Raw genomic sequence first — 14,893 nt, 5'->3', positions numbered from 1 at the left:
GCGTTTTTTCGCCGCCAATCATCGCATAAACGCATGCGAACGCCCACCGGATACGCGTTTGGCGATGGCATCCCACGGCGATGCCGTTTTTGTTCTATCGGCCGATTTTACGCTTTGGTGTACTGGCGTCCAAGCGCGGTGAAGTCGATTGCCGCTCCAACCCACGTTCCAACGACACCCAACGACACTCATCGTCATCGCGAGGCTGCCCCCATGAACGTCAGCGTCTTCGATCTGTTCAAGATCGGCATCGGCCCGTCGAGTTCTCATACGGTCGGACCGATGATCGCCGCTTGCCGCTTCGTATCGCATGTGGAGGATGCCAATCTTCTCGACTATGTGCGGCGCGTCAAAGTGGAGCTGTACGGATCGCTCGGCGCGACCGGCAAGGGGCACGGGACCGACAAGGCCGTGCTGCTCGGGCTTGAAGGCAACTTGCCCGACTCGATCGATCCGGACGTAATCGAGCCGCGGCTGGCCGGCATTCGTTCGAACAAATCGGTGACGTTGATGGGGCGCTCGCCGATCCGTTTCGATGAAAAGGACGATCTGACGTTCTACCGCAAGCTCATGAGCGGCACGAGCGTCGTGCATCCGAACGGGATGCGCTTTCAAGCCTTCGACGAAAACGGGCAACTGCTCGTCGAGAAGGAGTATTACTCGGTGGGCGGCGGCTTCGTCGTCAACCGCGACGGCGACCGCGTCAACGGCGTGCGCGCCGGCGCCGAGGTACCGCACCCGTTCCGCACGGGCGCCGACCTGATGCGGGCGTGCGAAGCGAGCGGCCTGTCGATTGCTCAAGTCGCTTTCGAAAACGAGTGCGCCTCGCGATCGGCTGCCGAAGTGCGGGAAGGGCTGCTTGCAATCTGGCGCACGATGGCAGCCTGCGTCGAGCGAGGCTGCCGAGCCGAAGGCGAATTGCCGGGGCCGATGCGCGTCAAGCGGCGCGCGGCCGAGCTGTCGAAGCATCTGCGGGCCCGCTCGGAGGAATCGTTGCGCGATCCGTTGTCCATGCTCGACTGGGTCAATCTCTATGCGATGGCCGTCAACGAGGAGAACGCGGCGGGCGGGCGCGTCGTCACGGCGCCCACGAACGGCGCCGCCGGCGTCATTCCCGCCGTGCTGCATTACTACGTGAAGTTCGTCCCGGGTGCCAACGAAAGCGGCATCGTCGACTTCCTGCTCACGGCGGCCGCCATCGGCATCATCTACAAGGAAACGGCCTCGATCTCGGGCGCGGAAGTCGGCTGCCAGGGCGAAGTGGGTGTCGCTTGTTCGATGGCCGCGGCGGCGCTGGCAGCCGTCATGGGCGGCACGCCCCGGCAAGTCGAGAACGCGGCCGAAATCGGCATGGAACACAACCTCGGCATGACGTGCGATCCGGTCGGCGGCCTCGTTCAGATTCCGTGCATCGAGCGCAACGCGATGGGCGCGATCAAGGCGCTCAACGCCTCGCGCATGGCGCTCAAAGGCGACGGCGATCATTACGTCTCGCTCGATTCCGTCATCAAGACGATGCGCGAGACGGGCGCGGACATGAAGACCAAATACAAGGAGACGTCTCGCGGCGGGTTGGCCGTGAACGTCATCGAATGCTAATTCAACCCATCGGGACCACCGCTATGAGCCGCTTTTCGATATTCAGTTTGGTGCGCAACGGGTTGTCGTATCACGAGAACTGGGAGCGCCAATGGCGCAGCCCCGAGCCGAAGCGCGAATACGACGTCGTCATCGTCGGGGGAGGCGGACACGGCCTTGCCACGGCGTATTACCTGGCCAAGGAGCACGGCGTGCGCAACATCGCCGTGCTCGAGAAAGGCTGGATCGGCGGCGGCAATACGGCTCGCAATACGACGATCATCCGCTCGAACTACCTCTGGGACGAATCGGCGGCGCTCTATGAGAAGGCGATGAAGCTCTGGGAAGGGCTATCGCAAGACGTCAACTACAACGTCATGTTCAGTCAGCGCGGGGTGATGAACCTCGCGCATACGCTGCAAGACGTGCGCGACACGCAGCGGCGCGTGAACGCGAATCGATTGAACGGCGTCGACGCCGAGTTTCTGACGCCCGAGCAGATCAAGGAAATCGAGCCGACGATCAATCTCAACGCACGTTATCCCGTGCTGGGCGCCTCGTTCCAGCGTCGCGGCGGCGTTGCCCGCCACGATGCGGTGGCCTGGGGCTTCGCGCGCGGGGCCGATGCGCATGGCGTCGATATCATCCAGAACTGCCAAGTCACCGGCATTCGCCGCGAAGGGGGCGCTGTCGTCGGCGTCGAAACGGTGAAGGGTTTCATCAAGGCGAAGAAGGTTGCGGTCGTCGCGGCCGGCAACACGACGACACTGGCCGACATGGCCGGCGTGCGTTTGCCGCTGGAAAGCCACCCCTTGCAGGCATTGGTTTCCGAGCCCATCAAGCCGGTGGTGAACACGGTCGTGATGTCCAATGCGGTGCACGCCTACATCAGTCAATCCGATAAGGGCGACCTCGTGATCGGCGCCGGTATCGACCAGTACACGGGCTTTGGCCAGCGCGGCAGCTTCCACGTGATCGAAGGCACGCTGCAAGCGATCGTCGAGATGTTTCCGGTGTTTTCGCGCGTGCGGATGAACCGTCAATGGGGCGGCATTGTCGACGTCTCGCCCGATGCCTGCCCGATCATCAGCAAGACCGATGTGAAGGGCCTGTACTTCAACTGCGGATGGGGAACAGGCGGCTTCAAGGCGACGCCGGGCTCGGGCTGGGTGTTCGCCCATACGATCGCGAAGGACGAGCCGCATCCTTTGAACGCACCGTTCTCGCTCGATCGCTTCTACACGGGCCACCTCATCGACGAGCACGGCGCTGCCGCCGTCGCGCACTAACGCACGCACTTTTGGAGACTCAAATGCTGACGATTGAATGCCCTTGGTGCGGGCCGCGCGCCGAAAGCGAATTTTCCTGCGGCGGCGAGGCCGATATCGCCCGTCCGCTCGAACCCGAAAAACTGAGCGATCGCGAGTGGGGCGAGTACCTCTTCATGCGAAAGAATCCGCGCGGCGTCCATCGCGAGCAATGGCTGCACACGCAAGGCTGCCGCCGCTGGTTCATGGCGACGCGCGATACGGTGTCCTATGCGTTCCATGGCTATGAAACGTTCGGCGGCGCGGCTGCGCATAAGAGCACGCAAGGAGACAAGTGAGATGAGCAATCAAAAAGATCGCCTGGGCTCGGGTGGGCGTATCAATCGCGCCATCCCGCTCACATTTACGTTCAACGGGCGCACGTACCAGGGTTATCAAGGCGACACGCTCGCCTCGGCACTGCTCGCGAACGGTGTGCATTTCGTGGCCCGGAGCTGGAAATATCACCGGCCGCGCGGCGTGATGACGGCCGGGGTCGAAGAGCCGAACGCGATCGTGCAACTCGAAAGCGGGGCCTATAGCGTGCCGAACGCCCGCGCGACCGAAATCGAACTCTATCAGGGCCTCGTGGCGACGAGCGTCAACGCCGAGCCGTCGATCGAGAACGACAGGCTCGCCGTCAATCAGAAGATCGCGCGCTTCATTCCCGCGGGCTTCTACTACAAGACGTTCATGTGGCCGCGCAAATGGTGGCCCAAGTATGAAGAGAAAATCCGCGAGGCGGCCGGGCTCGGCAAGGCCCCTGATACGCGCGACGCCGATCGCTACGACAAATGCTTCGCGCATTGCGACGTGCTCGTCGTCGGCGGCGGGCCGGCCGGACTGGCCGCCGCGCATGCGGCGGGCAGCTCCGGTGCGCGCGTGGTTCTCGTCGACGATCAGCGCGAGCTGGGCGGCTCGTTGCTCTCGTGCCGCGCGCAGATCGACGGCAAGAGTGCCATGCAATGGGTCGAGAAGATCGAGCTGGCGCTCTCGCAGATGCCAGACGTCAAAATCCTGTCGCGCAGCACGGCGTTCGGTTACCAAGACCATAACCTCGTCACGGTCGTGCAACGGCTGACCGACCACCTGCCCGTGTCGATGCGAAAGGGCACGCGCGAGCTCGTTTGGAAGATCCGCGCCAAGCGCGTGATCTTGGCGACGGGCGCTCACGAGCGGCCGCTCGTGTTCGGCAACAACGATTTGCCCGGAATCATGCTCGCCTCGGCCGTATCGACGTACATTCAGCGCTATGGCGTATTGCCCGGGCGCGAGGCGGTGGTCTTCACGAACAACGACGACGGCTATCAAAGCGCACTGGATTTGAAGGCGTGCGGCGCGAAAGTCACCGTCGTCGATCCGCGCGCGCAAACCGACGGCTCGCTGCCGGCTGCGGCCCGGCGGCATGGCGTCGTGGTGATGAACGGCGCGGTGATCAACGAGGCCCACGGCAAGTGGCGAGTATCGTCCGTCGAAGTCGCATCGTTTTCCAAGGGCGCGGTGGGCGCGCACCTCGCGACACTCTCTTGCGACCTCGTGGCCATGTCGGGCGGTTGGAGCCCCGTGCTGCACTTGTTCGCACAATCGGGCGGCAAAGCGCATTGGCACGATGACAAGGCTTGCTTCGTGCCCGGCAAGGGCATGCAGCCGGAGGTGAGCGTCGGCGCCGCCGCGGGCGAATTCAGCTTGGCGCGCGGGATACGATTGGCGCTCGATGCGGGCACCGAGGCCGTCCATTCGCTCGGCTTGAAAACGGCTTCGCGGCCCGCTTCGCCGCAAGTGGCCGATATCAAGGAGTCGCCGATCCTGCCGCTTTGGCTGGTCGGCACCCATGCGCGCGCGGCGCGCGGGCCCAAGCAGTTCGTCGACTTCCAAAACGACGTATCGGCCGCGGACATTTTGTTGGCCGCGCGCGAAGGCTTCGAGTCGGTCGAGCACGTCAAGCGCTATACGGCGATGGGCTTCGGCACGGACCAAGGCAAGCTCGGCAACATCAACGGCATGGCGATCCTCGCCCAAGCGCTCGGCAAGACGATTCCCGAGACCGGGACGACCACGTTCCGCCCGAATTACACGCCCGTGACGTTCGGCGCGATCGCGGGGCGTGAGATCGGCGACTTCATCGATCCGATCCGCAAGACGTGTATCCACGAATGGCACGTCGAACACGGCGCGCTCTTCGAAGACGTAGGCAATTGGAAGCGACCCTGGTACTTCCCGAAGGGCGGCGAGGATTTGCATGCGGCCGTGGCGCGCGAATGCTTGGCGGTGAGAACGAGCGTGGGGATCATGGATGCCTCGACGCTTGGCAAGATCGACGTCCAAGGTCCCGATGCGGCGAAGCTGCTCAATTGGGTCTATACGAACCCGTGGTCGAAGCTGGAAGTGGGCAAGTGCCGTTATGGCCTCATGCTCGACGAAAACGGCATGGTGTTCGACGATGGCGTCACGGTGCGCCTCGGCGAGCAGCACTACTTGATGTCGACGACGACGGGCGGCGCCGCTCGCGTCTTGACCTGGCTCGAACGTTGGCTGCAAACGGAATGGCCCGACATGAAGGTTCGGCTCACCTCGGTGACCGATCACTTCGCGACGTTCGCCGTGGTGGGCCCCAACAGCCGCAAGGTTTTGCGCAAGGTCTGCCGCGACATCGATTTCGCGAACGAGGCGTTCCCGTTCATGTCGTTCCGGGAAGGGACGGTGGCGGAGGTGCCCGCGCGCATCATGCGGATCAGCTTCTCGGGCGAGTTGGCTTACGAAGTGAACGTACCGGCCAATGCGGGACGCGCGGTGTGGGAAGCGTTGATGGCCGCCGGCCAGGAATTCGACATCACGCCCTATGGCACGGAAACGATGCACGTGCTGCGTGCCGAGAAAGGCTACATCATCGTCGGCCAGGATACGGACGGTTCGATGACACCGTTCGATCTCGGTATGGGCGGGCTGGTCGCTAAAACGAAGGATTGTCTCGGCAAGCGCTCGCTGACGCGCTCCGATACCGCGAAGGAAGGGCGTAAGCAATTGGTCGGTCTGCTGACGGACGATCCGTCGTACGTGTTGCCCGAGGGCAGTCAAATCGTTGCGCAAGGGGCGACCGGTCCGGCCAAGGACCAAGTCGCGGAGAGTCCGGTGCCGATGCTGGGGCACGTGACCTCGAGCTACTACAGCCCGATCTTGAAGCGTTCGATCGCCATGGCGGTCGTGAAGGGCGGCCTCGGCAAGATGGGCCAGAAAGTTTCGGTGGATCTGAACGGAAAGTCGATGGCTGCGACGATCGCGAGCCCCGTCTTCTACGACGTCGAAGGAGTGCGCCAACATGTGGAATGAAAATAGAAGCAGCGCGGTCATGACCGGCACGGGTGTGCGCCTCGAATCCCCGCTCGTCGGCGCGCAATCCTTGCTGGACGCGAGCCTGGCGCAGCAATCGAAGCTGTTCCGATTGCGCGAGCGGCCGTTCCTCGAACTCGTCAACGTACGCGGCGATGCGCGCGACGGTGCGATCGCGGCGGCGGTGCACAGCGTCATCGGCACGCCGTTGCCGACTACGCCGAACACCGTCTCTCGGGGCAGCGAGTATGAGGCACTGTGGCTCGGCCCCGACGAGTGGCTCGTCCGCCCCAACGAGGCGCGCACGCCCGAACTCGAAGGAAAAATGCGCACGGCGTTGGGCGCGCTGTTCGCATCTGTCGTCGATGTGGGCAGCGGATACACGGTGCTCGAGGCGAGCGGCGAACGCGTGCGCGATGTTATTTCGCGCGGGTGTCCGCTCGATCTGCATCCCAAGATGCTGCAATGCGGGCAATGCGCGCAAAGCCACTTCTTCAAGGCGTCGATCGTTTTGATTCCGACGAGCGACGATACCTTCGAGATCATCGTGCGGCGCAGCTTCGCCGATTACTTTTGCCGCATCCTGCTCGATGCGGCCGCGCCGATCGTATCGTGAAGCCAAACGAGCCGTTCGCCGTCGACGAAGCGCTGTGGCGCTTGCGCGAACCGCCTATCCGCGGTGGGCGCGGATGGACCGTGTTCGTCGACGCTTTGGAGGTGCGCACGCGGGTGGGCATTCACGCGCACGAGCATGAGGCGCCGCAGCCGGTCGTCATCGACGCCCGGCTCGGCTACCGATGCACGCCCGCGGAAACGGATACGAGCGAGTGGATCGACTACGAAGGGTATTGCGAGCGATTGACGCGGTTTCTAGAAACGAAGCCGCACACGCGCTTGCTCGAAACCCTGGCGGTCGAGCTCGCGGTGTTGTCGTTCGAGCAATGGGGCGCGCTCGACGCCGTCACGCTCGTGCTGTACAAGCCCAAGATCCGCCCGGGCACGCAGCGGATCGGTATCGAATTGGCTTGGACCCGGTCGGACTATGAAGCGCACCGTCGCGCCGCATGAGCGTCGGGGAGGGTTGCGGGGGCTTCCAAATGTCCGTCCCGGTGCGTCCGTCGTATCGATCGAACGCGCCGGGACGGGGTGGATCAGTTCGACTTCGATTGCTGCTTGGCCTTCATTTTCCCTTGATAGAACGGCATTCTACGAACGACCGATTCCACCGGCGTGCGATCTAGCATCATCATCCGCGCGACGACGCCCGGTGCCGTGGCGATCGAATTGATACTCTGCTCGCGCGACGGGTCCGCCAGGCCCGCACCCACGAGCAAGTGCGCTTCGAGCTTCAGGTTCATGAGCCGCGGCGGGTCTTGCAGCGCGGTGCTTTGCGCGAGCAATTGGCTCCACGCGTTGTCGCCGTAGTTGACCACGTAATAGTCCTGACCGCTCGGATCGGCGAGCACGGCGCCGCAGCCCGGCAAGCGCACCTGCATGTTCGTATCCTTCATCGCCACCGTTTGCCGGCTCGTCAGGCTTTCGCCGTAGGCCAGCGTCAGCGGAATCGTCCACTGCGTACCCGGGTAGGCATTGTGATTCGGGAACGGCTGCTGTTTGAGCGAGACGACGGTTTGGTTGCTCGTGAGATCGCATTGAGTTTCGAGCGAGACGAGCGGCACGCCCGTTTGACGCACGAAGCTGTCGCCGATCGCGTTCATCGGTTGTCCGCTCGCGCGAGCGAGTTCGTCCCAGAGCCGCTTGGGCGTGGCATTGCCGAACGAATAGTCGGTCAGATACTGCTGCAATCCCTTGCGCATCACGTCTTCGCCGAGGTAACCCTCGAACATCTTCAGCACTTGGCCGCCCTTGTCGTAGACGAACGATGCCGCGTTGATCACGAAATCGTTCGACGCCCAGGCGTTGAAGTTCGGCTGCACCGGGTAGGACGACGACGATAGATCGCCCGCGATGACTTGATACTTGTTCTTGACCTGACCGGCCAAGCTGAAGCGGTCGGGGAAGAACGCGATCTTCGTCTTGTTCTCGAAGAACGTCGCGAACGATTCGTTCAGCCAAACGTCGTCCCACCAATCGAGCGTGACGAGATCGCCGAACCATTGGTGGGCCGCTTCGTGCGTCAGCACGGTGACCCCATAGTCCGACATCGTCGTTCCGGGCGGCGGCAGGATGTCGTCGGCAAATTCGAGAATGGCGCCCCAGTTCTCCATACCGCCGAAGTTCAGATCCTTCTCGGCCTTGAATGCGTCGTTGGCTGCGATCGTGTCGAACTTCTTCAGGGGCAGGGCGATGCCCGTATAGCGATAGTAGAAATCGAGGGCTTGCTTGGTTTGCTCCATCGCCGGCTTCGCCCACTCTCTCATGCCCGGGGGCGTGAACACGCGTAGATGCAGGCCTTTGCCGTCGGGTAGCGGGCTCGAGAAGTCGTCCTCCAGCGTCTCGAACTGGCCGCCGCCGAAGAACAGCAGATACGACGGCATCGGCGGCGTCTTCTCGAAGCTCACGCGCTTGTAGCCTTGATCGACATTGACCTCGTCCTTCTCGGCGGCGTTCGACACCACGCGCCAGTTTTGCGGCACGTCGGCGCTCACCTCGTAGGTGGGACGGAACGCGGGCTCGTCCCAGCCCGGGAACCATTGGCGCGCGAGATCCGATTCGCCTTGCGTCAAGATCGCGCCGCTCGTCTTGCCTTCGGGCGATTTCAGGTCGACGCGGAATACGCCTTCGGCGGCGGAGCAGCCCGGATAGTTGTCGTTACCGCAGCTACCGCCCGTCTTCGTTGCCGGGTCGTCGTACGTCTTGAAGTTGATGATGCCTTTCCATTCCATATGCAGCGAATAGGTGCCCGGCGCGATCTGGCCGCTTTGCGGGCGAAGCTGGTAGTAGTCGCCGTCGTCTTGCGGAGTGGCGATGAGCGCGACATTGCCGGGCTGGAGCGTCAGGTTGCCGTTGACGAACGAGAGGCGGTGCGCGGCCACGACGATCGAGTTGACCGGCTGGAGCACCTTGATTTCGACGTCGGCGCGACCATCGAACGCGTTGAGCGCAGGGTTCGGACGGAACCATAGCTTGTAGTTCACCGGCACCACGGTATCGGGCATCTCGACCGGGGGGACCGTTTTGTCGATGCCAGGTGTCGCGGCGGCCGGTGCGGCGGGAGCGGGGGCCGCTGCGGCGGAGGATCCCGACGGAGACGCCGCGGCGCCGGCGCGAGTGCCCGCCGACGAGCCTCCGTCTCCGCCGCCGCAACCTGCCAGCGCAATGGCGGCGGCCAACGAAATGCAGTTCAATTTCGTATTGAATGGAAAGCGCATTTTCAACCCTCTGATGGGAATGTTTCGTTCACTTGCGGGACGAACTTCTTTTAAAGCTATCTCGAAGAAAGGCAAGGCGATGCTATTGCGCGCAATCAAGGCGTGCGAAATAGTGGAGTGTGTTATTCGGGCCCGGTATTTTTCGGGCTACGATAAACACGATGCTGGTTAGGACTGCTAAACAAAATGCGGAATCGAAACGACAGCGATGGACAGGCCTGTCTTTCATGGTTTCGCCGGCGCAGGTTCGGAGGTTCGGCCTCTGTACGTGCATCTCGATCGAGATATTCGACGGCGATGCGAGAGAGATTAGGTGCGCCAAGCTCGCCGTGTCAACTTCATTTCAATTTTTTATTTTTTGAAAACAGTTGAAGGTTTTTTTACTACGGCGATCAGTAGATTGGTCTGTATATTTTTTGTGGTAATTGATTCCGCGGGGATCTAAATATGTGAAATATTGACTGAATGGCTTGTGGGTCGTTCCGAGCGTTGAGGATCGGGGGGCTCAGGCGCTACCTGCTCAGCCTCTTGCCCGGCACGCTCAATGGAGCGCTTCCCCTTTGCGCTCCGGGATTAGAAAGAGCAGGGCGGCGATGTCGAGTAGATAGAGCGCGGCAAGTGCCGATATCGCGACGGGATAAGCGTATCGGGCCGCAACCGCCCCGACCGCGAGCGGGCCGAAGCCGCCTACCGCCCGTCCCGCATTCCACAAAACGTTTTGCGCGGTGGCCCGCGCGTGACCGGGATAGAGTTCCGAGAGCAAGGTGCCGTACCCGCCGACCATCCCGTTGACGAATGCGCCCATGACGGCGCCGGCCCAGAGCATCGATAAGGGATCGGCCAAGCGCGCATAGACGAGCACCATGGCGGCCGCGCCGACTTGGTACAGCAAGAAGGCCGGCTTACGGCCGATGCGATCGGCTAGCTGCCCGAAGCACCACACGCCGGCCATCATGCCGAGGACGGTCACGGCGGTCCACATACCCGAACGCGTCAGCGAAAACCCGAGCTTTGCCGATAGAAACGTCGGCATCCAGATCATGATCCCGTAGTACCCGAAATTTTGAACCGAGCACAGAATGAATAGGCCGATGCTCGATCGCGTCGATTGCGCATCGGCGAACAGCGCCCTGAGGCGTTCGCTCGCGCGGACCGTCGCCGGTTCGCGCCGAGCGAAGGTCTCCGGCTCGCGCAGCGTACGCCGCACCCCGAAGGCAACGAGCGCCGGTACGAGTCCAACGGCGAACATGCCGCGCCAGCCGGCGATCGGGAGCAGGGCCGGTGTAAGCAGCGCCGCGCCGAGTACGCCGGCCTGCCACCCGAGCGCCACGCACGACGAATACCTCGCGCGCGCATGCGGGGGGCACGCCTCGGCCGCTAGCGCCATACCGATGCCGAACTCGCCGCCCAACCCGATTCCCGCCATGGTTCGATAGGCGATCAGATCGCCAAATCCCCGAGCAAGCGCGCATAAACCCGTGAACAGCGCAAAGACGGCGATCGTCCAACTGAGAACGCGCACCCGGCCGAAGCGATCGCTGAGCAGCCCGAAGCCGATGCCGCCCGCCACAGCGCCGACGAGCGTCCAAGTGACGAGCGCGCCCGCTTGTTCGGGCGATAGATGCAGCGCTGCCCGAATGGCGGGCAACATGAACCCCAGGATCAGCAAATCGAAGCCGTCCATTGCGTAGCCGAGCGCGGAGCCGAGCAGCGCCTTGCGTGCGTAGGAGGGCGACGGGGGAGCCGTAAGCGGGGAATCGGCGACGGGCGGTTGGGCTTGTGCTTGCACGGTGCGCTTCGTGAAAATAATGATCGGCTAACGACCGGCAACGGCGCCGGGCGGCCGATAGTTTACTTCGTTGGCACCGTCGAGACCCGCTATTGCGCCGGGACCAGCGCACTCGCCTCCGATCGGGGGCTTTTTTCTCGCGCCGCCCGCTTATTCGCGTACATCGCGTGATCGGCGATATCGATCAATTCCGCAATCGATGTGTCGTCTTGTGTGCCGCACGGCGCGTATCCGACGCTGAATTTCAGATCGTAGCCGCGCCGGTTGTCACGGTTGTAGCGGGCCACGCCAAGGCGAACGCGATCGATGATTTGCGCTTCGTCACCGGCTTGCGCGCCCGCGACCAGCGCCACGAACTCGTCGCCGCCAAGGCGAGCGAGGACGTCGGTTTCGCGCAGAGCCCCACGTAATACCCCGGCAAAGCCGACGAGGGCTCGATCGCCTTCGGCATGACCGTAGACATCGTTGATCTGCTTGAATCCGTTCAGATCGAAGAAGAGCAAGGACGCGCGCGAGCGAGCCCGCTTGGTGAGCGCGAGCACGTGATGGCCGAGCGCCTCGAACCCGCGGCGATTGGAAAGCCCGGTCAGATCGTCCGTGGCCGCGAGTTGCAAGACCTCGAGTTCGCGCTCGGCAATACGGGCGAGATCGCGCAGTAACTCGCGCTCGGTCGCGTCGAGTTTCCGAGGTTTTTTGTCCACGATGCAAAAAGCGCCCACTCGCAGGCTCTTATTCAGTGTGAGCGGGCACCCCGCATAAAAGCGTATGCCGAGATCGCCGGTGACCAGCGGGCTGTCGGCGAAGCGCGGGTCCAATTGCGCATCGTCGACGACGAGCAAATCGTCGTCGAGAATCGTATGAGCGCAAAACGAAATGTCGCGCGGGGTTTCCTCGACGGAAAGCCCAATGCACGATTTGAACCATTGGCGATCGGTGTCGACGAGCGAGACGGTCGCGATGGGTACGTCGAAAAGGCGTTTGGCCAGCCGCGTCAAGCGATCGAAGCGCTCGTCGGGAGGCGTGTCGAGAATATTCAGCGATCGCAGGAGCGCGATTCGAGCGGCCTCGTTCGACCCATGAGCCGGGATGTCCATAGTGCTCCTATCGCTCCATTTGATTGGCCAGGTGCGATCTACCGGCCGCACCATTTTCATGCCCTACAGGATAAGACGCCTGCGCGCTCGACGATTGAGCGAACAACGCCGCCATTAGCCGTCGATTCGCGGCATTGGACGCCCCCCGGCGGCTGGGTACGAACGTTGCAATCGTCGGAGCAATCACGCGCGAAGGGAGCCATGATGACGGCGCGGCGTCCCGCTGCGCGCATCGCGTACGGCCTTTTCCAAGAGGGATTATCCTTTCGCCTTGGCCGCATGGAGCGGCGTGCTTGGGAGAATGCGATGCAATACCGTAAGTTCGGCGCAACGGGTTTGAGCGTATCGCGCGTGTGCCTCGGGACGATGACGTTCGGTTTCCAGTCCGATGAGGCGACGTCGATCCGGATCATGGACACGGCGGCCGAAGCCGGCGTGACGTTCTTCGACACGGCGAACGTTTATCCGCTGGGAGGCGGCGACACGCGCGTCGGACACACGGAGGAAATCGTCGGCCGTTGGCTCAAGGGCAAGCGGCACGGCTTCGTGCTCGCGACGAAGGCCGTCGGCAAAATGGGCGCTGCGCCTTGGGATCAGGGCGCCTCCCGCAAGCACTTGCTGGACGCGATCGATGCCTCCTTGCAGCGGCTCGGCACCGATTACGTCGACCTTTACCAACTGCACTCGGATGACCGCGAAACGCCGCTCGACGAAACGCTCGAAGCGCTCGACGTCATCGTCCGCTCGGGCCGCGCGTGTTACATCGGCGTGTCGAATTTCCTGGCGTACCGCTTGGCGAAGGCCCTCGGTCGAGCGGATGCGTTGCGCACGGCTCGCTTCGTCTCGGTTCAGCCGCGTTACAACCTGCTATTTCGTCAGATCGAACGCGAGCTGCTGCCGCTTGCCGAGGAAGAACGTTTAGCAGTCCTTCCTTATAACCCGCTCGCGGGCGGCTTGCTGACGGGCAAGCACCGGCGCGAGGCGCCCCCTCCCGAGGGACGGTTCACGGTCGGTACGGCGGGCGAGATGTACCAAGCGCGCTATTGGCACGAGCGCGAGTTCGAGACGATCGAAGCGCTGAAGAAACTGACGGCCGATGCCGGTCTTTCGCTTTCCACCGTCGCCGTCGCTTGGGTGCTGGCCCATAGTTCGATTACGTCGGCGATACTGGGCGCGAGCCGTCCCGAGCAGTTGGCCGATACCTTGGCCGCCGTCGATCTTACGCTCGATCCGCAACTGAAAGCGCAGCTCGACGAACTGACGCACGAATATCGTTTCGGCGACGCGACGCGCTAACGACCGCCGGCCGGGGCCTCAGTCGGCGGTGACGTAGCACGGCTCGCCGGGCTTGGCCGACTGCGGCACCCGTTTGGCTTGCGTGTCGCCTCCGCTGCGCATGCGCCTCACGTCGTCGGCGGGGCTCATGCCGAATAAGCGCTTGAATTCGCGGCTGAACTGCGAAGCGCTCTCGTACCCCACGCGCGTCGCGGCCGCGCTGACATTGAGCCGGTCCTGAACCATCAACAACCGCGCATGATGCAGCCGCGTCGTCTTCACGTACTGCATGGGCGAGGTTTCGGTGACGGCTTTGAACTGCGCGTGAAACACGGCCAAACTCATTCCGGCCTCACGTGCGAGTGTGGGCACGTCGAGGTTGCCGGCGAAATCCATATGAATGCGTCGTAAGGCTTTTGCAATCCTGCCGAAATGATCTTGATGGGTGAGCGCGGCTCGAATCATGTCGCCTTGCGACCCCGTGAGGACGCGGTAGCAGATCTCGCGAACGATCGCCGGACCGAGGATGCGGGCATCGTGCGGCGACGAGAGCGACTCGAGGAGCCGTAGCACGGCGTCGCTGAGCGTGGTGTCGAGCGGCGTGGCGTAAACGGCTCGCGGCTCGCTGTCCATCGGCCCGCGCGTATCGTTGAGCATCATCAGCAACTCCGCCACGACGGCGAGGTCCACCCGGATCGAGATGGCCAGCATCGGCTCCTCGGGTGTCGCTTCGGTTTGGCACTCGAACGGCAGCGGCACGGCGAGCACGAGATAGTGCTGGGCGTCGTAGATGAACGCCTGGCTCCCGAGAAACCCCTGTTTGCGGCCTTGCGCGACGATGACGATCGACGGTTCGTACATCACCGGCACGCGCGGGATCGGGGCATTCGCACGCATGAACTTCACGCCGTCCAGCGCCGATTGCGTGTAGCCCTCGTCCGGGGCCAGCGTCGCAAGCAATTGCACCATGCGCGCCTGAGCGGGACTGGTGAAAGAGGGGGGTAAGGCGGGAGTGGACATGGCCGTCGAACACAGCGGTTAGGAGAATCAGGCTGAAAATATAGCGCCTATTTTGCTGCGTCGCCGGCCCTCAAGAGAAAAAGGCAAGCGTTCGATAGATTCAGGCATTGGCTTGGGGCCCGCCCGGTTTCTACCATTTGCACCTGCGAAGCTCCATGTCGGAGCGCGCAT

General features: G+C 63.0%; 12 protein-coding genes. 8 read left to right on the top strand and 4 right to left on the bottom strand.

The window, feature by feature from the left end; all coding sequences use genetic code 11:
• The first annotated feature begins 213 nt into the window (after window positions 1-213).
• Genes C0Z18_RS05575 through C0Z18_RS05550 form a run of 6 tightly spaced genes read left to right on the top strand, consistent with a single transcriptional unit; the run spans window position 214 to window position 7,280 of the window.
• Complete coding sequence (locus C0Z18_RS05575) at window positions 214-1,599, top strand: L-serine ammonia-lyase (RefSeq protein WP_102644396.1); 1,386 nt, start codon at window positions 214-216, stop codon at window positions 1,597-1,599.
• 23 nt (window positions 1,600-1,622) lie between these two features.
• Window positions 1,623-2,867 carry a sarcosine oxidase subunit beta family protein gene (locus C0Z18_RS05570; protein WP_102644395.1) on the top strand — a complete coding sequence of 415 codons (1,245 nt, stop codon included), beginning with the start codon at window positions 1,623-1,625 and terminating at the stop codon, window positions 2,865-2,867.
• 23 nt (window positions 2,868-2,890) lie between these two features.
• Window positions 2,891-3,184, top strand: coding sequence for a sarcosine oxidase subunit delta (locus C0Z18_RS05565; RefSeq protein WP_199189397.1), 294 nt, complete (start codon window positions 2,891-2,893; stop codon window positions 3,182-3,184).
• Between the two features lies 1 nt (window position 3,185).
• The gene (locus C0Z18_RS05560; RefSeq protein ID WP_102644394.1) at window positions 3,186-6,212 is read left to right on the top strand and encodes a sarcosine oxidase subunit alpha family protein; all 3,027 of its coding nucleotides are present in this window, start codon (window positions 3,186-3,188) and stop codon (window positions 6,210-6,212) included.
• A complete protein-coding gene (locus C0Z18_RS33410; RefSeq protein WP_102644393.1) occupies window positions 6,202-6,828 on the top strand; it encodes a sarcosine oxidase subunit gamma in 627 nt (208 codons plus the stop codon). Before C0Z18_RS05560 ends, C0Z18_RS33410 begins: the two co-directional genes overlap by 11 nt.
• Window positions 6,825-7,280, top strand: a complete 456-nt coding sequence (locus C0Z18_RS05550; RefSeq protein ID WP_408646966.1) for a dihydroneopterin aldolase — start codon at window positions 6,825-6,827, stop codon at window positions 7,278-7,280. The genes C0Z18_RS33410 and C0Z18_RS05550 overlap by 4 nt, the downstream gene beginning before the upstream one ends.
• An 83-nt stretch (window positions 7,281-7,363) precedes the next feature.
• Here the strand turns inward: C0Z18_RS05550 and C0Z18_RS05545 are convergent, their stop codons facing one another.
• A complete protein-coding gene (locus C0Z18_RS05545; protein WP_408646972.1) occupies window positions 7,364-9,358 on the bottom strand; it encodes a M1 family metallopeptidase in 1,995 nt (664 codons plus the stop codon).
• On the opposite strand from C0Z18_RS05545, the gene C0Z18_RS33405 reads away from it, so the two are divergent.
• Window positions 9,357-9,716 carry a hypothetical protein gene (locus C0Z18_RS33405; protein WP_233217108.1) on the top strand — a complete coding sequence of 120 codons (360 nt, stop codon included), beginning with the start codon at window positions 9,357-9,359 and terminating at the stop codon, window positions 9,714-9,716. The two genes, C0Z18_RS05545 and C0Z18_RS33405, sit on opposite strands and share 2 nt — an antisense overlap.
• A gap of 369 nt (window positions 9,717-10,085) precedes the next feature.
• Here C0Z18_RS33405 and C0Z18_RS05540 read toward each other — a convergent pair whose 3' ends face one another.
• Together C0Z18_RS05540 and C0Z18_RS05535 are read right to left on the bottom strand one after the other, a co-directional pair.
• On the bottom strand, window positions 10,086-11,333 hold the full coding sequence (locus C0Z18_RS05540; protein ID WP_408646965.1) for an MFS transporter: 1,248 nt from the start codon (window positions 11,331-11,333) through the stop codon (window positions 10,086-10,088).
• An 89-nt stretch (window positions 11,334-11,422) separates the two neighbouring features.
• A complete protein-coding gene (locus tag C0Z18_RS05535) occupies window positions 11,423-12,427 on the bottom strand; it encodes a sensor domain-containing diguanylate cyclase (protein WP_102644390.1) in 1,005 nt (334 codons plus the stop codon).
• 306 nt (window positions 12,428-12,733) lie between these two features.
• On the opposite strand from C0Z18_RS05535, the gene C0Z18_RS05530 reads away from it, so the two are divergent.
• The gene (locus C0Z18_RS05530; RefSeq protein WP_102644573.1) at window positions 12,734-13,723 is read left to right on the top strand and encodes an aldo/keto reductase; all 990 of its coding nucleotides are present in this window, start codon (window positions 12,734-12,736) and stop codon (window positions 13,721-13,723) included.
• A gap of 18 nt (window positions 13,724-13,741) precedes the next feature.
• Here the strand turns inward: C0Z18_RS05530 and C0Z18_RS05525 are convergent, their stop codons facing one another.
• Window positions 13,742-14,722 (bottom strand): AraC family transcriptional regulator, encoded by a 981-nt coding sequence (locus tag C0Z18_RS05525; protein ID WP_102644389.1) that lies wholly within the window; start codon window positions 14,720-14,722, stop codon window positions 13,742-13,744.
• Window positions 14,723-14,893: the final 171 nt, after the last annotated feature.

The sequence above is a fragment of the Trinickia dabaoshanensis genome (assembly GCF_002879885.1).
Lineage (GTDB): Bacteria > Pseudomonadota > Gammaproteobacteria > Burkholderiales > Burkholderiaceae > Trinickia > Trinickia dabaoshanensis.
The sequence above is the reverse complement of the archived record's forward strand: the minus strand, read 5'-3'. Positions and strand labels throughout refer to the sequence as shown.